Source organism: Bradyrhizobium sp. U87765 SZCCT0048 (assembly GCF_018131225.1).
GTDB lineage: Bacteria > Pseudomonadota > Alphaproteobacteria > Rhizobiales > Xanthobacteraceae > Bradyrhizobium_A.
In genome coordinates this window covers 195,542-215,129 of record NZ_JAFCMM010000005.1, presented here as the reverse complement: position 1 = coordinate 215,129, position 19,588 = coordinate 195,542, and the positions used below count along the sequence as shown (strand labels likewise).

18 protein-coding genes are annotated in these 19,588 nt (G+C 67.8%); 14 read left to right on the top strand and 4 right to left on the bottom strand.

Features of this window, described 5'->3' with window-relative positions; genetic code table 11:
* Nucleotides 1-169: 169 nt before the first annotated feature.
* Nucleotides 170-463: a hypothetical protein gene (locus JQ639_RS27700; RefSeq protein WP_211962496.1), complete on the top strand. Its 294-nt coding sequence runs from the start codon at nt 170-172 to the stop codon at nt 461-463.
* A 182-nt stretch (nt 464-645) separates the two neighbouring features.
* On the opposite strand, the gene JQ639_RS27695 is transcribed toward JQ639_RS27700, so the two are convergent.
* Nucleotides 646-1,365: a GntR family transcriptional regulator gene (locus tag JQ639_RS27695; protein WP_211962494.1), complete on the bottom strand. Its 720-nt coding sequence runs from the start codon at nt 1,363-1,365 to the stop codon at nt 646-648.
* A gap of 229 nt (nt 1,366-1,594) precedes the next feature.
* Here JQ639_RS27695 and JQ639_RS27690 point away from each other — a divergent pair, with 229 nt between their 5' ends.
* From JQ639_RS27690 to JQ639_RS27645, 10 genes are all read left to right on the top strand, one after another.
* On the top strand, nt 1,595-2,299 hold the full coding sequence (locus tag JQ639_RS27690; RefSeq protein WP_211962492.1) for a fumarylacetoacetate hydrolase family protein: 705 nt from the start codon (nt 1,595-1,597) through the stop codon (nt 2,297-2,299).
* Between the two features lie 2 nt (nt 2,300-2,301).
* On the top strand, nt 2,302-3,177 hold the full coding sequence (locus JQ639_RS27685; RefSeq protein ID WP_211962490.1) for a polysaccharide deacetylase family protein: 876 nt from the start codon (nt 2,302-2,304) through the stop codon (nt 3,175-3,177).
* Between the two features lie 95 nt (nt 3,178-3,272).
* Nucleotides 3,273-4,508, top strand: a complete 1,236-nt coding sequence (locus JQ639_RS27680; RefSeq protein WP_211962488.1) for an MFS transporter — start codon at nt 3,273-3,275, stop codon at nt 4,506-4,508.
* Between the two features lie 198 nt (nt 4,509-4,706).
* Nucleotides 4,707-4,940 (top strand): hypothetical protein, encoded by a 234-nt coding sequence (locus JQ639_RS27675; protein WP_211962486.1) that lies wholly within the window; start codon nt 4,707-4,709, stop codon nt 4,938-4,940.
* A gap of 138 nt (nt 4,941-5,078) precedes the next feature.
* Nucleotides 5,079-6,398, top strand: coding sequence for an ABC transporter substrate-binding protein (locus tag JQ639_RS27670; protein WP_211962484.1), 1,320 nt, complete (start codon nt 5,079-5,081; stop codon nt 6,396-6,398).
* Between the two features lie 282 nt (nt 6,399-6,680).
* Complete coding sequence (locus JQ639_RS27665) at nt 6,681-7,619, top strand: carbohydrate ABC transporter permease (RefSeq protein ID WP_211962482.1); 939 nt, start codon at nt 6,681-6,683, stop codon at nt 7,617-7,619.
* 109 nt (nt 7,620-7,728) lie between these two features.
* A complete protein-coding gene (locus JQ639_RS27660) occupies nt 7,729-8,502 on the top strand; it encodes a carbohydrate ABC transporter permease (protein ID WP_249122904.1) in 774 nt (257 codons plus the stop codon).
* 179 nt (nt 8,503-8,681) lie between these two features.
* Nucleotides 8,682-9,686 (top strand): Gfo/Idh/MocA family protein, encoded by a 1,005-nt coding sequence (locus JQ639_RS27655; protein ID WP_211962480.1) that lies wholly within the window; start codon nt 8,682-8,684, stop codon nt 9,684-9,686.
* 235 nt (nt 9,687-9,921) lie between these two features.
* Nucleotides 9,922-10,998, top strand: coding sequence for a Gfo/Idh/MocA family protein (locus JQ639_RS27650; protein WP_211962479.1), 1,077 nt, complete (start codon nt 9,922-9,924; stop codon nt 10,996-10,998).
* Nucleotides 10,999-11,009: 11 nt separating this feature from the next.
* Nucleotides 11,010-11,654 (top strand): GNAT family N-acetyltransferase, encoded by a 645-nt coding sequence (locus JQ639_RS27645; RefSeq protein WP_249122818.1) that lies wholly within the window; start codon nt 11,010-11,012, stop codon nt 11,652-11,654.
* Nucleotides 11,655-12,709: 1,055 nt separating this feature from the next.
* Here the strand turns inward: JQ639_RS27645 and JQ639_RS27640 are convergent.
* Both JQ639_RS27640 and JQ639_RS27635 read right to left on the bottom strand, forming a co-directional pair.
* Complete coding sequence (locus JQ639_RS27640; RefSeq protein WP_211962478.1) at nt 12,710-14,278, bottom strand: fatty acid--CoA ligase; 1,569 nt, start codon at nt 14,276-14,278, stop codon at nt 12,710-12,712.
* Between the two features lie 254 nt (nt 14,279-14,532).
* Nucleotides 14,533-14,751, bottom strand: coding sequence for a hypothetical protein (locus JQ639_RS27635; protein WP_211962477.1), 219 nt, complete (start codon nt 14,749-14,751; stop codon nt 14,533-14,535).
* Nucleotides 14,752-15,017: 266 nt separating this feature from the next.
* Between JQ639_RS27635 and JQ639_RS27630 the strand changes: the two genes are divergently transcribed.
* On the top strand, nt 15,018-16,334 hold the full coding sequence (locus JQ639_RS27630) for an SLC13 family permease (RefSeq protein ID WP_211962475.1): 1,317 nt from the start codon (nt 15,018-15,020) through the stop codon (nt 16,332-16,334).
* Nucleotides 16,335-16,528: 194 nt separating this feature from the next.
* Here JQ639_RS27630 and JQ639_RS27625 read toward each other — a convergent pair whose 3' ends face one another.
* The gene (locus JQ639_RS27625; protein WP_211962474.1) at nt 16,529-17,239 is read right to left on the bottom strand and encodes a helix-turn-helix domain-containing protein; all 711 of its coding nucleotides are present in this window, start codon (nt 17,237-17,239) and stop codon (nt 16,529-16,531) included.
* Between the two features lie 522 nt (nt 17,240-17,761).
* On the opposite strand from JQ639_RS27625, the gene JQ639_RS27620 reads away from it, so the two are divergent.
* Nucleotides 17,762-19,006: an acyl-CoA dehydrogenase family protein gene (locus JQ639_RS27620; protein WP_211962473.1), complete on the top strand. Its 1,245-nt coding sequence runs from the start codon at nt 17,762-17,764 to the stop codon at nt 19,004-19,006.
* Nucleotides 19,007-19,038: 32 nt separating this feature from the next.
* Complete coding sequence (locus tag JQ639_RS27615) at nt 19,039-19,584, top strand: NAD(P)H-dependent oxidoreductase (RefSeq protein WP_211962472.1); 546 nt, start codon at nt 19,039-19,041, stop codon at nt 19,582-19,584.
* The last annotated feature ends 4 nt before the right edge of the window (nt 19,585-19,588 follow it).

The window sequence follows — 19,588 nt, the reverse complement described above, 5'->3', positions numbered from 1 at the left end:
TCCCCGTCCATGCGCGCCGAGCGCCTCTCCTGCGTGGAGCCGCAGATAGCGACGACAACGCCGCCGCTGTCAATGCGGCACAGCACAACCACGACGATCCCGACGCTCTTTGTATTTGGTCACGCTGTGACTACACTTGCCGCTCCACGCGTCGTACAGGGAGCGGTCGATGATCAAGCTGCTGCTGGAACGGGACATGCCACCGGGCTTCGATCCTCTCGACGACGCCCAGGCGAGCCGCCATGCGCGCATCGCGCTGGATGCCATTACGGCCACCGCCGGAAAGATGCACTGGCTGTGCACCTACGCGACGGATGACCGCAAGCTGTTCGGCCTCGTCGTTGTCGAAGACGAAAACGTCATCGCCCACTACATGGCGAACGCCGGCATCGACAGCGGGATCAAGGTTCATCGCGTCACGCGCGTCCTCGATCCAGCCCTGGCTGCTCCAAGAGTGATTTGACGGCCTCAGGGGTTCGCTGCTTTGCAGGTCTGCCGGGATGCGGGCTCACCAAGGCTCTGCGATGGCCTGATTGACGTGAAGCGAATGAAGGCAGGTCGTTGACGGCACGCGTGTCGTCATCCCCACCCGACGACACGGTGTCGGGGCGCCCCGCCATCGACGAACGTTGACGAGCAACAGCCCTAGTTCGCATCGCCCGCGCGCTGCTGGCCGAACCAGCGCGCCATCGACAGCTTCACCGCGAGCACGTGCTGGCGCATCAGCCGTTCGGCCTCGCGCGGCTCGCGGCAGATGATCGCTTCATAGATCTGGCGGTGCGCGGCATGGCGCTGGCGCACGTCGTCGAGATCGAACGCCACGATGTTGTGGGCGGAGGTCTGGGGCACGCGCTGGCAGATGCGCAGCACGTCGCGCACGAGTTGCGACTGCGCCGCCTCGTGGATCACCGCATGGAAGGCGGCGTTGGCCTCGGCATAAAGGCCGCGCCGCGCATCATCGGCGGTCTCCGGCGCGAGCGCGCGGTCGCCATCCGCAAGCGCGTCCTCCATGCGCTGGCGCAGTGCGTCGGAGAGACCTCGCTCGGCGGCGAGGCGCGCGGCAAGCCCTTCGGCGAGCGCGCGCATCTCGTAGGCATCGACGATCGCCGACAGCGACTGCTCGGGCACCGTGAAGCCGCGGTTCGGCGTGTGGTGCAGCAGCCCCTCGCCGGCGAGCGTCTGCAGCGCGGCGCGCAGCGGCGTGCGCGACACTTCGAGGGTGCGGGCGAGATGCACCTCGTTGAGCCGGCTGCCGGCGGGAAACGCACCGTCGAGCAGCGCCTGGCGCAGCCGCTCGGCAAGCAGGCGCGACTGGGTCGACGCGCTGCGCGGGGAGCTGGCGGGGCTGATGACGGTCTCGCTCATGCGGGCTTCCTGAACAAGTGTGTACATATTTCGATTCGAATGGCCTGTCGAATGGGCAGGAAATCCGGCGGAATTCAGGGCTTTGCCGCCTCGTCGGGCGATCAGCGCCGCCGATTGCGGCAAAAGTGTACACATTTTATCATTGACAACGATCAAGTGTACTCATTTTATGGGCCCATGAGCTGGCACACCCAGCCAGCAGCTCTTTGGCTCAAGGGAGGACAGCCGGATGCTCGCATCCCGCATCACGCACGAGATCTCGACCATCGCCCTGCCGATCGCCGGCACGGACACCTTCTTCGGCGTGCGCCGCGTCTATTGCGTCGGCCGCAACTACGTCGACCACATCCGCGAAATGAAGGAAGGCGACGAGCGCGATCCGCCGTTCTTCTTCCAGAAGCCCGCCGACAGCATCATGCAGGATGGCGCGACGCTGCCCTACCCGCCGCTTACCGAAGACTACCAGCACGAGATCGAACTGGTCGTCGCCATCGGCCGTGGCGGCGCGCGCATCCCGCTGGCCCAGGCGCTCGACCATGTCGCCGGCTATGCGGTCGGCCTCGACATGACCCGCCGCGATCGCCAGCGCGACGCCCGCGCCTCCGGCCAGCCCTGGGAAATCGGCAAGTCGTTCGATCACTCCGCGCCGTGCGGCCCGATCTATCCGGCGAGCGCGGTCGGCCACATCACGGCCGGCGCGATCACCCTCGCGGTCAACGGCACGGTGCGCCAGCGCGGCGACATCGGCCACATGATCTGGAATGTCGCTGAAATCGTCGCCAACCTGTCGCAGCACTATACGCTGGGCAGCGGCGACCTGATCTTCACCGGCACGCCCGCCGGCGTCGGCCCGCTGGTGCCCGGAGACCGCATGGTCGGCGCCATCGACGGCCTCGGCGAGATCAACTTCACCGTCGGTGAGAAGGAGGCCTGAGCATGCTGCCCACCGAACGCCTGTCGTATTCCCCGATCAGCGAGCGGCCGAAGCTGACGCTGCCGGACGGCGCCCGCCTCGCGGTGTGGGTGATCGTCAATGTGGAGGAGTGGGACGCGCGCCAGCCGATGCCGCGCACCGTGCTGACGCCGCCGGCCGGCGGCTCACCGAGCCCGGACATTCCCAACTGGGCCTGGCACGAGTACGGCAACCGCGTCGGCTTCTGGCGCATGCTGGAGGTGCTGGACACGCTGAAGATCAAGGCCGTGCTCGCCATCAACGGCTCGGCGATCGGGACTTACGAGCCCATCGCCCGCGCCGCGCGCGAGCGCGACTGGGAGTTCATCGGCCACGGCTTCACCCAGAAGAACATGCAGAAGGTCGAGAACGAGCGCGAGGACATCGCCAGGACGACGAAGGCCATCGCCGACTATGTCGGCCGCCGCCCGCGCGGCTGGCTCGGCCCCGGCCTCACGGAGACCTGGGAGACGCCGGACATCCTGGTCGAAGAAGGCTACGACTATGTCTGCGACTGGGTGCTGGACGACCAGCCCGTGGTGCTGAAAACGCGCGGCGGACCGATCGTCAACGTGCCCTACACCCAGGAGTGCAACGACGTCGCGATGATGCTGATCCAGCATCACAAGGCGTCGGAGTATCGCGACCGCGCCATCGACCAGTTCGAGCAGCTCTATGCCGACGCGGCAACCTCGGCGCGCGTCATGGCGCTGGTGGTGCATCCCTACATCATGGGCGCGCCGCACCGTCTGCGCTACTTCCGCGAGGCGCTGCAGTACATCGCCGGCAAGCCGGGCGTGATCTTCCGCACCGGCGAGCAGATCCACGACTGGTACAAGGCGGCCGGCCCCACCGCCTGACGCTTGCAGCCGCGGCGGCCGGACCGCCGCGGCGCCTCATCAACATCAACAACAAGCGATCCCCGCCATCGACGCAAGGGATCGGGAGGATTGCCATGACCACCGATACGGACGCCATTCCGCATGCGCGCGACGATGCCTCGCCCGGCGTCGCAATGCTCGCGATGTTCGGCCTGCTGCTCGCCTCCTACGTCATCAACGCCATGGACCGGCAGATCTTCCCGCTGCTCGCCGCGGACGTGCGCAAGGAATACGGCTTCTCGCTCGCCGACACCGGGCTCCTCTCCACCATCTTCACGCTCGGCATGGCTGTCGCCGGCTGGCCGACCGGCTACCTGCTGGCGCGCACCTCGCGCAAGGCCGTGCTGCAGATCGGCATCGCGATCTTCTCCGCCGGCACCGTGCTGACCGCGTTCGCCACCGGCTTCGCCGACATGCTGATCTACCGCGCCGCCACCGGCATTGGCGAGGCGATGCAACTCACAGCTCTCATCGCCATCGCCACGACATCGTTCACGCGCTATCGCGGCGTCGCGGTCGGCGCCATCAATGCCTCGTTCGGCGTCGGCGCCATCGTCGGGCCGCTGCTCGCCGGCATCGTGCTCAGCTTCCACGGCTCCTGGCACGGCCCGATCGTGGCGTTCGGCATCATCGGCTTCGTCGCCATGGGCGTGATCGCCGTGGCGGTGCGTCCGGCGATCACCGAGGTGCAGCGCCGCGCCCACGGCACGCAGGTGGTCGGCGGCGCCACCACGCTGTTCAACCGCAACACCGTGATCCTGACGCTGCTCAGCCTGATCGGTGGCCTGATCATCTACGGCTATCTCGGCATGTATCCGACCTTCCTGCGCGAGCAGCTCCATGTCGCCCCCGCCGACACCGGCGCCATCATGAGCATCTATGGCCTCGGCGTGCTGTGCTCGCTGATCGGCGGCTGGTTCGGCGACCGCTTCTCGCCGCGCGCCGTCTTCGGCCTCGCCTTCCTCGGCGCCGCGGCGCTCGGCTTCCTGCTGTTCGCGGTTGCCCAGAGCTTTGCCGCGCACGCCGCGCTGTCGTTCCTGTGGGGCTTCATCGTCAGCGGCACCATCTACGTCAACCTCGCCGGCTCCCATGTGAAGGCGGTCGATGGTGCGCTGGCGGGACGCGCCTCCGGCGTGTTCGTCACCAGCCTCTATGGCGCAGCGGCCATCGCCGGCTATCTCATCGGCTTCATCGCCAGCCTCGCCGGCTGGAGCCAGGCCGGCCTCGTGCAGATCACCCTGCTGTCGGTGATCGGCGCCGTGCTAGCGCTCGGCCTCGATGGCCGCGCTATGTCGCGAACCGTACGCTGACGCCGCGAGCGGGCCCGCGCCGCCTCGACCCCGACCGCGTGGCGCCGCCGGCCGGCGCCACGCGTCATGCGTGTCGGATATACAACGACCACGCGCACGCGCGCTTTATTCCCCAGCTCTTTCAAATTTCAGCAGATGACAAATCGGCGCCGTCGGCTATGGTCCGCTCGCTACACATAAGATAGCGACGGGAGGCTGATGACGATGGCAGGCGGCACGCGTTTCGAGATGTTTCGCGACCCCACCGATTCATGGGTGGTGTGGGACTGCGAACGCGACGACTTTGCCTCGTTCGGCGCGAACAGCCTGTATGGCCTCGCCGAGTCCCACGCCCGCACCGTGTGCAACCTGCTCAACACCACCCGCGGCGGCGCTCGCCCCGCCATGCGGCCGTGGCTGCGCCCGGTCGATCCCGGCCATCACGCCGGTTGATCCCTGCCTGAACTCTCCCTGATCCCTGCCGCCGGCCCTTGTCAAAGGCCGGCAAGTTGCGCAACCTGTCAGCGAAGATCCGGCTCGAAGCCGGACGGGGCCCGCATGGGTCCCAGCCAATGACAGGGAGATGACGCCATGACCAACGCCTTCGGCGGTGGCCCGCTTTCGCGTCGATCGGTGCTCGGCGCCGGCTTGTCTGCCGCACTCGGCAGCGCCGCGCTGACCACCCTCGGCAGCCGCTCCGGCTTCGCCCAGGGCGAGCAGCGGCTACGGATGTTCTGGTGGGGCTCCAAGGAGCGGGCGGAACGCACCGACAAGGTCAACAAGCTCTACCAGCAGGCCCATCCCGGCGTGACCATCACCGGCGAATCCCTGGGCTGGACCGACTACTGGCCCCGCCTCGCCACCCAGACCGCCGGCCGCAACGCCGCCGACGTCATCCAGATGGACTATCGCTACATCTTCGAGTACGCGCGCCGCGGCGCGCTGGCGCCGCTCGACGGCTATGTACCCGCCTCCCTCAACCTCGGCGACTTCAGCAAGCCGGCGATCGACAGCGGCAAGGTCGACGGCAAGATCTATGGCGTCAGCCTCGGGCTGAACTCCACTGCCATGGTCTATGACAAGGACCTGATCCAGAAGCTTGGCCTCAAGGAGCCGACCTGGGACATGACCTGGGCGGAGATCGGCGACCTCGCGGTCGAGATCAGCAAGGCCGCCAGGCGCGACCGCTTCACCGGCATCGCCGATGGCGGCCGCGAGGAACCCGGCCTCGAGGTCTGGCTCGCCCAGCGCGGCAAGTCGCTGTACACGCCCGAGGGCAAGCTCGGCTACGACGCCGCCGACATGACCGAATGGTTCTCGTTCTGGCAGGACCTGCGCAAGCGCGGCGGCTGCGCCGCCCCAGACGTCCAGGCCCTCGACCGCGGCGAGATCGATTCCAGCCTGCTCACGCTCGGCAAGGCGGCGATGGCGTTCGCCCACTCCAACCAGCTCGTCGGCTTCCAGGCGCTCAACAAGAGCAAGCTGGGACTGTCGACCTATCCCGACGGCGGCAAGACGGCGAAACCCGGCCAGTACCTCAAGCCGGCGATGATGTGGAGCGTGTCGGCGCAGTCGAAGCAGCAGGAGGCGGCGGCGAAGCTCGTCAGCTACTTTGTCAGCGATATCGAGGCCGGCAAGCTGCTCGGCGTCGAGCGCGGCGTGCCGCCCTCGGACGCCCTGCGCAAGGCGGTGGCGCCGACCCTCGACGACCTCGGCCGCGCCATGGCCGACTACATCACGCTCATCACCGACAAGGTCGGCCCGCTGCCGCCGCCGCCACCACGCGGCGCCGGCGAGATCCAGACCATCCTGCAGCGCGTCAACGAGCAGATCGGCTTCGGCAAATTGACGCCCGCCGACGGCGCCAGGCAGTTCGTCACCGACAGCGCCGCCGTGCTCGCGCGCGGGTGAGGCTGGAGGCAGCGCTGGGGTGAGGCTGGAGGAACAACGGCAGCCGAAGCACCCAACCCGTCACCCTGAGCATAGCAATTCGGCTTTGCCGAATTGCGTTCTTCTTAAAGACGTAAGTCGGGTAAACCCGACTTACGTGCGAAGCGAGGCCCTCGAAGGGCGACGGCCAGGGCCTCCCGCACGGGCCGTTCATCCTTCGAGGCTCGCTGCGCTCGCACCTCAGGATGACGGCTCACAACGGAACGCACAGCATGATGCCTCGATTGGACATGGTGACGCCGGATGACCAGCACGCTGACTGACACCGCGCCGCGGCCCATCGCCAGAGAGGCGTCAGAGGGCGCCGACTGGCGCGGCAGCGCGGCCGGATATCTCTTCCTCACCCCCTGGCTGCTCGGCTTCTTCGGCCTCACCCTCGGGCCAGCCTTGATCTCGCTCTATCTCTCTTTCACCGACTTCGACCTGCTGGGAACGCCGAAATGGATTGGCGCGGCGAACTACGTCCGCATCGCCACCAACGATCCGAAATTCGTCGCCGCGATGCATGTCACGTTTCTTTATGTCGTGCTGGCGGTGCCGCTGAAGCTCGCCTTCGCGCTGCTGGTCGCCGTGGTCCTCAATAAAGGCATCCGCGGCCTGCCGCTGTACCGCGCGCTGTTCTACCTGCCCTCGCTGATCGGCGCGAGCGTCGCCATCGCCGTGCTATGGCGGCAGCTGTTCGCCGGCGACGGCCTGCTCAACCAGTTTCTCGGCGTGTTCGGCATCACCGGCCCGAGCTGGATCTCCGATCCCGACTACTCGCTGTACACGCTGGTGGCGCTCAGCATCTGGCAGTTCGGCTCGCCGATGATCATCTTTCTCGCCGGGCTGCGCCAGATCCCGCGCGACGTCTATGAGGCCGCCGAGATCGACGGCGCCAGCCGCCGCCAGCAGTTCTGGCGCATCACCCTGCCGCTGCTCACTCCGGTGGTGTTCTTCAACGCCGTGGTGCAGACGATCGAGGCGTTCAAGGCGTTCACCCCGGCGTTCATCATCAGCGGCGGCAGCGGAGGCCCCATCGACTCGACGCTGTTCTATACGCTCTATCTCTACCAGGAGGCGTTCGCCTACTTCCGCATGGGCTACGCCTCGGCGCTGGCCTGGATCCTGGTGGTGATCATCGCCGCCTTCACCGCGCTCGCGTTCCTGTCCTCGCGCTACTGGGTGCACTACGATGGCTGACGTCCCCATCCCGCGCCAACACGACCTCGACGATCCGGCGCAGGGCGCGCCGCGCGGCGCCGGGCGCAGCCTCGTCTATCACGTGGTGCTGTGCGCCGCCTCGCTGGCGATGCTCTATCCGCTGCTGTGGATGCTGGCGAGCTCGTTCAAGCCGGACAGCGAGATCTTCGCCAGCGCCTCGCTGTGGCCCTCGAGCTTCAGCCTTGACGCCTACCGCCGCGGATGGTCCGGCCTGCAGGTGTCGTTCGGCCAGTTCTTCATCAACTCGCTGATCGTGTCGCTGAGCTGCGTCGTCGGCAACGTGCTGTCGTGTTCGCTCACCGCCTATGCCTTTGCCCGCCTCAAGTTCCGGGGGCAGAAGATCTGGTTCGCGCTGATGCTCGGCACCTTGATGCTGCCGTATCACGTCACGCTGATCCCGCAATACGTTCTGTTCCTCAACCTCGACTGGGTCGGCACCTTCCTGCCGCTGATTGTCCCGAAGTTCCTCGCCGCCGATGCCTTCTTCATCTTCCTGCTGGTGCAGTTCTTCCGCTCGATCCCGCGCGAGCTGGACGAAGCCGCGATGATCGACGGCTGCGGCCCGTGGCGGATCTACTGGATGGTGATCCTGCCGCTGGCGCTGCCGGCGCTGGCCACCGCCGCGATCTTCACCTTCATCTGGACCTGGGACGATTTCTTCGGCCCCCTCGTCTATCTCAACGACATGAACGGCTACACGGTGCAGCTGGGCCTGCGCAGCTTCGTCGATTCCACCGGCAAATCGGACTGGGGCGCGCTGTTCGCGATGTCGACCCTGACGCTGCTGCCGGTGTTCGCCTTCTTCCTCGCGTTCCAGCGCCTGCTGATCAACGGCATCGCCACCACGGGGCTGAAGGGGTGAGTGATGTTCAACGATGAGGCAGGCCATCGCTCGCAAGCGTCATGGTTTCGTCAGACGCCTGCATCATATGATGCGTCATGGCCGGGCTTGTCCCGGCCATGACGCCCTATCAGCGGATAAGCATCGACCACGATTGACGTAATCACGAACGACAAAAGCTGCCGCAGGACAGAACCAACATGACCATCCGCTTCGCCGCCATCGGCATCAACCACGCCCACATTTTCGGCCAGGTCGACTGCCTGGTGCGTGCGGGCGCCGAGTTCGTCGGCTTCCATGCGCCGGAGGACGATCTCGCAAAACCCTTCGCCGAGCGCTATCCGCAGGCGCCGCGGATCGCCGATCGCCGTCAGTTGCTGGAAGACCCCACCATCCAGCTGATCGTCTCCTCCGGCATTCCAGCCGACCGCGCCCCGCTCGGCATCGAGGTGATACGCCATGGCAAGGACTACATGAGCGACAAGCCCGGCATGACCTCGCTGGCGCAGCTCGCCGAGGTCCGCCGGGTGCAGGCCGAGACGAAGCGCATCTACTCGGTGTGTTACTCCGAGCATTTCGAGACCCGCTGCACTGTGAAGGCCGGCGAACTGGTCAGGGCCGGCGCCGTCGGCAAGGTCATCAACACCACGGGGCTCGGGCCCCACAAGCTTAAGAACCTGCCGCGGCCGGCGTGGTTCTACAGCCGCGAGCGCACCGGCGGCGTGCTCACCGACATCGCCTCGCACCAGTGCGAGCAGTTCCTGTTCTTCGCCGATGCCCTCGATGCCGAGGTGGTGGCGGCGACCGTCGCCAACCGCGCCAATCCCGAAACGCCGGAACTGCAGGACTTCGGCGAGATGCTGCTGCGCACCGGCGACGTCACCGGCTACATCCGTGTCGACTGGTTCACCCCCGACGGCCTGCCGACCTGGGGCGATGGCCGCCTCACCATTCTCGGCACCGAGGGCACCATCGAGCTGCGCAAGTACATCGATGTCGCCGGCCAGCCCGGCATCGACCACCTGTTCCTGACCGACCGCAAGGGCGTGCAGCGCATCGACTGCAGCGCGGTCGAGCTGCCCTATGGCCGCCAGCTCATTGAGGATGTGCAGAACCGCACCGAGACCGCCATGCCGCAGGCCCGCTGCTTCAAGGCCATGGAGCTCGCGCTGACGGCGCAGGCCAGGGCGGAGGGGAAGGCGTGACGGGAAGGTGTGACACCGAACGCGGCTGGGTGCGATCACGCGGCTGGCTCGCCCTCTCCCCTCATCCTGAGGAGGCGCAGCGCGCCGTCTCGAAGGATGAGGCCACCACGTCTCTCCGGGCCTCATGGTTCGAGACGCGCGGCTATGCCGCGCTCCTCACCATGAGGAGAAGCGGCAGCGCCCGCCGCAAGTCCCCTCGCTGAAATCAGACCGACAACAAGAAAGAAAAAACCCCATGCCCAAACGCTGGACAGTCGCGGTGATCGGATGCGGGATTGGCCGTGCCCATATCGAGGAAGGCTACGCCCGCCTTGCCGACAAGTTCGAGGTTCGCGCGCTGTGCGATCTCAATGAGGAGCGTCTTGCAGCCGTCGGCGACGAGTTCAAGGTGCCGCGCCGCACCATCTCGTTCGACGAGGTGCTGGCGATGGACGACATCGACATCGTCGACATCGCCACCCCGCCGACGCTGCATCTGCCGCAGGCGCTGCAGGCGCTCGCCGCCGGCAAGCATGTCCTCTGCGAAAAGCCGCTGGTCGGCTCGCTCGCCGAGGTCGATCGTCTCGCCGCGGCGCAGGCGGCCGCGCGCGGCACGCTCATGCCGATCTTCCAGTACCGTTATGGCAACGGCCTGCAGAAGGCCCGGCACATCATCGCCAGCGGCCTTGCCGGTAAGCCTTATCTTGCCAGCGTCGAGACCGCATGGCGTCGTGGTCCCGACTATTATGCCGTGCCCTGGCGCGGCAAGCGCGCGACCGAGCTTGGCGGCGCGCTTTTGACCCATGCCATCCACGTCCACGACATCCTCACCTATCTGATGGGCGACATCGCCTCGGTGTTCGCTCGCACCGCGACGCTGGTCAACACCATCGAGGTCGAGGATTGTGCCGTCGCCAGCCTGCAGATGCAGAGCGGCGCGCTCGCCGCGCTCGCGGTCACGCTGGGATCGGCCAACGAGATCAGCCGGCTGCGCCTGAGCTTCGAGCACGTCACTTTCGAGAGCTCGCAATCGCCTTACGCGCCGGGCGACGACCCCTGGCAGATCCTGCCGGCCTCACCCGAGGCGAAGGCGCGCATCGACGCGGCGCTCGCCAACTGGACGTTCGTCGCCTCGCGTTTCGAGGGCCTGATGAACGCCTACCATGCCGCGCTCGAAAGCGGCAGCCCACCGCCGGTGACGATCGCCGACGCCCGGCGTTCGCTGGAGTTGATCACGGCGCTCTATCACAGCGCCGAGACCGGCGCGCCGATCGCGCTGCCGATCGCCAGCGATCATCCCAAATATGGCAGCTGGCAGCCCGCGGGCCAGTGAGGGAGGCGAGTATGGCTACGATGTTGATCCGGGCGGCAGGCCCGTCGGACATCGACCTCGTGGCCGATACCATTCTCGCCGCCCAGCGCGGCCAGCAGCCGCGCGGCTATTTCGATATCGCGCTTGATCTCGACGCGGCGCAATGCCTCGCTTTCGTGCGCCGCCTCACGACCGCAGACGTGCGCTCGTGGTGGCGTCTGTCGCATTTCTGGGTCGCCGAGCACGACGGCGTCGCCGCCGCGGCGCTGTGCGCGCTGCCGGTCGCCGGCAGCATGGCCAACGCGCGCCAGGCGGTGCAGGACACGATGACCGCGGCCGGCTTCACCGACCAGATGCAGGCCGCGGTGGCGCAGCGCGGCGCCTATGTGCGGCAATGCTGGATGGACAGCGACGAGAGCGCATGGATGATCGAACATGTCGCGACGCGGCCCTCGCATCGCGGACTCGGCCTCGCCGCCCGCCTGCTCGACCATGCGCTGGCGCAGGGGCGCGACCTCGGCTTTCCCCGCGCCCAGATCACGTTCTACATCGGCAACGACGCCGCCGAGCGCAGCTATGCGCGCGCCGGCTTCAGCTTTGCCGAGGAGAAGCGTCATCCGGATTTCGCGGCCGTGACCGGCGCGGCCGGCTTTCGCCGTTTTGCGATGGCGCTGTGAGCGGCGCCTCCGCCTGCAGGTTCGGGCTCGGCACCGGCGGCCCGAGGCTCTCCAGCGTCACGCGCGCCTGATGCACTTGCAGCAACGCATCGGCGTCGCTGACGATCTGCAGCGCCAGGCTTTCCTCGGAGATCAGCAGCAGCGGTTCCTCGCCGGCATAGACGATCCAACCGATATCCGTCGATACGAGCCTGTAGTCCGACATACCGCCAACCGAGCGTTACGTGCGCAGCCCTTGCCGGACCACGCGCTGGGAACGAGGCAAAAGCGAGGTTTTGCCTAAAAAGCCCGGTATTTTTGACTCTGCCGCATTAAGAGAATATGCGGCGGATTGTCGGAATCGCGTTACATCTCTGTTAACGCGATCGCGGAAAGTCGGGCACATTCGACCAGCTACGACCGGGCGGCTCAGGGGTTTCACGGAGCGCCGGCGATGCCCGGCGGCGACGGGCGTTAACGAGGCGCGCGCGCCAGCCCGTGCGCGCCGCCAGTCGCATTGCCCACGCCGTCGCCCTTCGAAGGTCCCGCGCCGCGGGGCCGCCTCAGGGTAACGGATGAAACGTCGCATCAGACCCGCATTCGCGAAGCGACGCGCCTCTCCCCGTGATCCTGAGGTGCGAGCGCAGCGAGCCTCGAAGGATGCGCGGCCGAAACGTACCCGCGCGCACGACGCTTCGCCTGGGCCGTCGTCCTTCGAGGGTCCCGCTACGCGGGACCGCCTCTGGGTGACGGACGGGAGGCACATCAGACCCGCATTCGCGAAGCGATACCGCAGGACCGTAACGCGGATGAGCGCAGCGATATCCGGGGTTCATGCACCGCCGCACCATCCCCGGGTGTCGCTTCGCTCACCCGGACTCTGTGTCATCCTGGAAGGAATTGGCCTGCGTGTGAGTGCGACCCCATCACACCCGCTGTGTCATTGCCGGGCGAAGACCCGGCAATCCAGCTTGCTCACGACACGACGCGCATCCCAAGCTGGATCACCGGGTCAGGCCCGGTGATGACGCGGAGTGCGTGGCGCTTCTCAACAACAATTCCGTGCAACGCCGGCGTCAGTTCACCTGCCGCTCACGCCCGGCCCAGAACGGATCGCGCAGCTCGCGGCGCAGGATCTTGCCGGTGCCGTTGCGCGGCAGCGCGGCGATGAAATCGACGCTCTTGGGCACCTTGTAGCCGGCGATGTTCTGGCGGGCGTGGGCGATGATCTCCTCGGCCGTCACCTCGGCGCCGGGCTTGCGCACCACCACCGCCTTGACCGCTTCGCCCCATTTGTCGTCGGGCACGCCGATGACGGCGACCTCCGCCACCGCGGGATGGCCGAAGATCGCGTTCTCGACCTCCGCCGGATAGATGTTCTCCGCGCCGGAGATGATCATATCCTTGATGCGGTCGTGGACATAGACGTAGCCGTCGGCATCCATGTAGCCGGCATCGCCGGTGCGCAGCCAGTTGTCCTTGCTCAGGGTCCGCGCGGTCGCCTCCGGCAGCTTCCAGTAGCCGACCATGTTGGCGGCCGAGCGCGTCGCGATCTCGCCGACCTCACCGACCGGCAGCGGCTTGCCGTCAGCGTCGAGGATCGCGATCTCAACCCCCGGCATCGCCTTGCCGGCGGAGCGCAGCCGCGGCGAGCCGTCGAGGGTGTGATCCTCCGGCGGCAGCACCACGATGGTGCCGGTCGTCTCGGTCATGCCGTACATCTGCACGAAGCCGCAGCCGAACACCTCGATGCACTCCTTCAGCAGATCGGCCGGGATCGGCGACGCGCCATACAGCAGGTATTTCAGCCGCGAGTAGTCGATCGTGCGGGCGCGGGGATGGCGCACCACGAACTGCATCGCCGCCGGCACCATGAACAGCTTGGAGATGCGCTCATTGACAAAATAATCCAGCACTTTCGAAGGATCGAACTCGCGCGCCACAACGCCCTTGGCGCCATAGTACAGCCCGAAGATGCCCCAGCCGGTGCCGCCGATATGAAACACCGGCATCGCCACCAGCGATACGTCCTCGGACGTCCACACGTTCCAGGCCGGGATTTCGCCATGGCGGTTGTCGCGCAGGTCGATGAGGTTGCTGTGGCTGAGCATCGCGCCCTTCGGATGCCCGGTGGTGCCGGAGGTGTAGAGCTGCAGCGCGACGTCGGCGAGCGTGGCGCGGAACGCCGGCGGCGCATCGCTGTGCGCGTCGCGCCAGGCCTCGTAGGCCGGCCAGTCCGCCGTCGCCCCCTCCATCGCCACGATGGCCGGTGCCGACGTCAGCCTCGGCGCGAAGGCCTGCGCCGCCTCGACGAACTCGCGGCCGACGAACAGCATCTTCGCGTCGGCATTGTCGATGATGTACACCATCTCCGGCGGTGCGAGCCGCCAGTTGACCGGCACCATCACGACGCCGACCTTCATGGCGCCGATCAGCAGCTCGAAGTAGTGGTCGCTGTTCTTGCCGACATAGGCGATGCGGTCGCCCTTGCCGAGCCCCGCCGCCGTCAGCGCATGGGCCACCTTGTTGGCATGGCGCTCGAACGCGCCATAGCTCGTCTCCCGCCCCTCGAAGGTGAAGGCGATGGCATCGCCCCGCGCCTGCGCATGCCCGCTCACCACGTCCAGCAGTGTCCGCTCGCCCATCGGCTTCCCTCCGCGACGGCCGGCGGCCCGCCTGATGGCATGATCGCGCCCGGCCTGTTTTTTGCCGAGCATTTGGCAAGCGCCAGGCTTAGTCAAGCGGCGCCGCGACAGCGGCAGGCGATATCGGCTTCGGTCAATTGCGGCCGACGAAATATGCGGCATCTGCGCGCTGGTGACGCCGGAAGACGCCGCGGCGCGCACGCCGGCGGCCGCGGGCATCCTGACCGGCAGGACGCCCGTGGCCATCTCCGGCATCAGGCCTTGCGCCAGTGATCCGCCTGCTTGCGGTCGTTCAGATGCCGGACGCGCGCCACATGGGGCACGTGTCCGTTGCTCTTCGCCCACGCGATCGCCTCATGCTGGGTCTTGAACGTCGCCAGCACCTTGTCCGCATGTTCTTCGACAACGTAATCCGTGATCGGGCTTCCCTCGGGGCGGCCCTTCGGCCGCGCTTCGACATAGACGACTGCCATCATGACCTCTTTTTGAAATCCACGCGTGGCAACAGCCCGCACAGGCTAGCACAGCACTGCGGCCGCCGCGACGAACGCCGGACGGCGGCCGCCCCGCGCGATCGCACCGGACGGCCTCAAGATACCACCGCGCCCGGCGCCGGCCTGCCCGGCATCGCCCCACGTCGTCGCCCCACGTCGGCATCGGCCCGGGCAGGCCCGCAGCCCTCGCGCGCGGCATCGAATCGTGCGAGGGAGCCGTGCCCATCCTGATCCGAGAGACGCCCATGGACCAGATCGCCGCCTTTTTGTCTGGCCCACTGGCCCTCCCCGCCCTGCTGGTCACGGCCACCATCGTCCTGTGGGCGACCGCATGGCTGCCGGAATACCTGACGTCCCTGCTGTTTTTCACCGTAGCCATGGTGCTGCATGTCGCGCCGGCCGACGCGGTGTTCGCCGGCTTCCTGTCGTCCGCATTCTGGCTGGTGCTGAGCGGCTTCGTGCTGGGCGCGGCGATCCGCAAGGTCGGCCTCGCCGACCGCGCGGCGCGGCTGCTCACCGCCCACCTGTCGCAGTCGTGGCCGCGCATGGTCGGCGGCGTGGTGCTGCTGACCTATGCGCTTGCGCTGGTGATGCCCTCCAACATGGGGCGCATCGCGCTGCTGATGCCGGTGGTGATGGCGGTCGCCGACCGCGCCGGTCTCGCCCCTGGCAGCCGCGGCCGCATCGGCCTCGTGCTCGCGGTCGGCTTCGGCACCTTCATGCTGTCGGTCAGTATCCTGCCGGCGAACGTGCCCAACCTCGTGATGACCGGCGCCGCCGAGAGCGCCTACGGCCTGCACTTCGGCTACCTGCCCTACCTCACGCTGCACACCCCGATCCTCGGCGTCCTCAAGGGCGTCGTGCTCGCTGCCTGTATCTGGCTGATGTTCCCGGCGACGCTTCGCGGCGGTGCCACCGCAGAGCCGGCAACGCCGCTGAGCGCCGCCGAAATCCGCCTCGCGGTGCTGCTGACTGCAACGCTCGCGCTGTGGGTCACCGACACCTGGCATGGCATTTCGCCGGCCTGGATCGGCCTCGGCGCCGCCTGCCTGTGCCTGCTGCCGCGCATCGGCTTTCTCAGCGGCGAGGAGTTCGCCGCCGCCACCAACATCCGCACCTGCATCTATGTCGCGGGGATTCTCGGCCTCGCCGCCGTGGTGTCGCGCTCGGGCCTCGGTGATGCCATCGGCCGCGCGGTGCTGCCGCTGCTGCCGCTCGATCCGGCACGGCCGTCCCTGAGCTTCGCCGCCCTCGTCGCGCTGACCGTCATCCTCAACTTCGTCATCACGGCGAACGGCGTGCCGGCGCTGTTCACGCCGCTGGCGAAGACGCTGGCCGACAGCGCCGGCCTGCCGCTGGCCTCGGTGCTGATGGTGCAGGTCATCGGCTACGGCACGCCGCTGATGCCTTATCAAGCCTCGCCGCTGGTGGTGGCGATGGAGATGGGCAAGGCGCCGCCGCGCGACGGCCTGCGGCTGTGCCTCGTGATGGCCCTGATCACCTTCATCGTGCTGGTGCCGCTCGATTACGCCTGGTTCAGGCTGCTCAGCTGGCTGGGGTGAGGCGCGTCCGGTACATTTAATCCGTCACCCTGAGGAGCGAGCAAAGCGAGCCTCGAAGGGCGACGGCCTGAGCGGTTGCGTCAGGGCCGTTCATCCTTCGAGGCGCGCAAGCGCGCGCACCTCAGGATGACGGATGATACGTCGCGTTCGGATCAGTCATCGTCCGGCATCGCGGCGTGCGCAAATGCCGCCAGTTATTGCCGCGACATGCCGCTCATCAGGCAGGCGACCAGCTCGGTGCGGTTGTGGGCACCGAAGCGCTTGCAGAGGTTGGCGACATGCTCCTTGACCGTCTGGTCGGAGATGCCCATGTCGCGTGCGATCTCCTTGTTGGTCTGGCCGCGGCAGACGCGCTGCGCGACATCCGCCGAGCGCGGCGGCAGCTTGATCGGTGGTTGCGGCGGCATGACGCCGAGCATGATGCGTGCCGGCCCAAGGCCGGCATTCATCATGTTGGCCAGCGCCAGCGAGCCGGCACGGCAGAGGATGTCCATGCGCTCGCGCAACAACGCGGTGTAGGGCGAGTGCACGTCGCGCGTCGCGGTGAACAGAACCCCGACGATACGGCTGTCGCAGACCAGCGGCCCGCCCATGTTGTAGCTGAAGCCCCAGTGGCGCAGCATCTGGCAGGACTCGCTGCCCGCCCAGTGATGCGCGCCGATCACCGAGGCGCCATCGGCGGCGCGGCCGCGCGTCATGATGGTGTCGAGCACCGGATCGGTCTTCCAGAAACCGGCCTTGTAGTTGTCGAGGAAGTCGTCGGCGACATGGCGGCTGTAGGCGAGCTCCGGCTCGTCGCCCTCGAGCAGATAGAGCCCGACCGTCGGCGATCCCGTGAGTTCGCCGACCGCCGCGCAGCAGGCCTCGCCGAGACTGGCGACGCTGCGGCTCTCGGCGATCGACATCAGCCGGTCGGCCAGCCGCCGCTCCGGCAAGTCATGCAAATGGATGCCTGGCACACGTCCCCCGCAACGTTCTCATTTCGCTCCCGAATGCGGCGAAGTGCGGCGGCGCCGCCTTCGCTCTCGTGGCGCCCAAGCTCTCCGCTGCCTGCGCATTGGTCAAGCGAAAAGAAGCAGCATCGCACCGCGCGAACGGCCCAGCTTTGCGGCAGTGCACGCGCAACCGCACCCGATACCCCCCATGGTGGGGGATTGCTGGCGGGGCGCCCGCGCTCCTAGCCTCATGCTCGGGAAAGGCTTGAAACGAACGATGGTCGCGCCAGCGCGATCCCGTCGCAGGGATCGCTTGCGCCATCGCGGGGGACAGTCCGTCGAAACACGAAGCGGCTCGCGCGCCGCGCGTCCTGTCATGGGCGCGTGACGGCCTCCGCACGCGCCGACGGCAATCGCCCCGACCGGATCGCGCCTCGCGGCCGCCGCACCGCATCGCTGGTGCAGCGCCGATCAACACAAGGGAGACCGACCATGAACGCATCCGTACAACGCGCCCCGCGGACGGGCGAGCGCGACGCGGCGACGCCGACCGCAGCTGAGTATCATGCCCGGCTCGACGCGCTGCTGCCGCTGATCGAGGCGAAGGCAGCGGAGGCCGAAGCGCTCGGCCATCTCACCGACGACGCGGTCGCGGCGATGCGCAAGGCCGGCCTCTACACCATGCTGTTCCCCAGGGACGTCGGTGGCGCCGAGCTGTCGCCGTTCGACGCCATGACGGTGATCGAGCGGCTGTCCTACGCCCACGCCTCCGCCGGCTGGTGCGTCATCGGCGGCAACATGGAAGGCACCACCATGGCGATCTACATCGCCGACGAGGGCGTGCGCCAGGTGTTCGCCAACGGCCCCGACATCACCATCGCCGGCAACGGCGTGCCGCGCGGCTTCGCCCGCCCGGTCGAGGGCGGCTACATGATCCGCGGCAACTGGGCCTATGGCAGCGGCATCCAGCATGCCGAGTGGATCCACTCCGGCTGCTTCCTCACCGACGCCGGCGGCAAGGACATGGTGATGGGCCCGAACGGCCAGCCCAAGATCATCGTCACCCACCATCCGCGGTCGACCATCAAGCTGCTCGGCAACTGGGACGTGCTCGGCCTGCGCGCCACCGGCAGCTTCGACTACACCATCGCCGACGGCGAAGAGCTGTTCGTGCCGACCGCGATGACCTACGACTTCGACATCGGCGCGCCGCGCCGCGGCGGCCCGCAGGGTGCGCTCGGCCTCGCCGGCTACAGCGCCTGGGCGCATTCGAGCTGGGCGATCGGCGTCGGCCGGCGGATGCTCGACGAGCTCGTCAAGGTCATCGTGCAGCGCCGCGATCCGTTCGGCTTCTCCCGCGACAGCGCCAGCTTCAAGTTCCAGTTCGCCCAGGCCGAAGCGCGCTTCCGCGCGGCGCGGGCGCTGGTCTACGAGACCTGGCGCGACGTCTCGGCGAGCTGTGCGCGCGGCGAGCAGCCCACGCTCGACCAGGTGACTGTGATCAAGCTGGCGCTGCGCCACATCCACGACGTCATCTCCGAGGTCGGCACGTTCGCGCATCGCGCCTCGCGCGGCGCCTCGCTGCACAACACCGCGATGCAGCGCACGTACCGCGACATCCATGCCGGCACCCAGCACATCCTGATGGCCGACCAGATCGTCGAGGAGTGCGGCCGCGCGCTGCTCGGCCTCCCCGCCAAGGACGCGCAATGGACCGTGTTCGGCATCAACGGCTGACGCGACCGTCGGCCGCACAGCAGGAGCACGCCATGCCAACGCCCCGCCTCGTCGGCTTCTGCGGCACGAGCTGGCGCCCGGCGAAAGCACGGGCGCTGGTCGAGGCCGCAAGCCACGAGCTCGCCGCCCGCCATGGTCTGCCCGTCCGCGTCCTCGACCTCGTCGACGCCGGCGCTGGCCTTGCCGCCTTCACCCGCGACGGCCTCGACCACGCCGCGCGCGGCGTGATCGAGGCGATCGAAGCGGCCGATGGCCTCGTGATCGGATGCCCGGTGTTCCAGGGCTCCTACCCCGGGCTGTTCAAGCACGTGTTCGACCTGATCGGGCCGGGCGCGCTCAAGAACCGCCCGGTGCTGCTGACCGCGGTCGGCGGCGGCCTGCGCCACTCGCTGGTGGTCGAGCATCAGTTGCGGCCGCTGTTCGGCTTCTTCGAGGCCTGCACGGTGTCGACGGCGGTCTATGCCGGCTCAGCCGAGATCGCCGACGGCACGCTGCCGCCGATGATCGCCGCGCGCCTCGCCGACGCCGTCGACCAGTTCGCCGCCCATCTCAACCGCGACTGCGCGGACGCCGCCTGAGGCG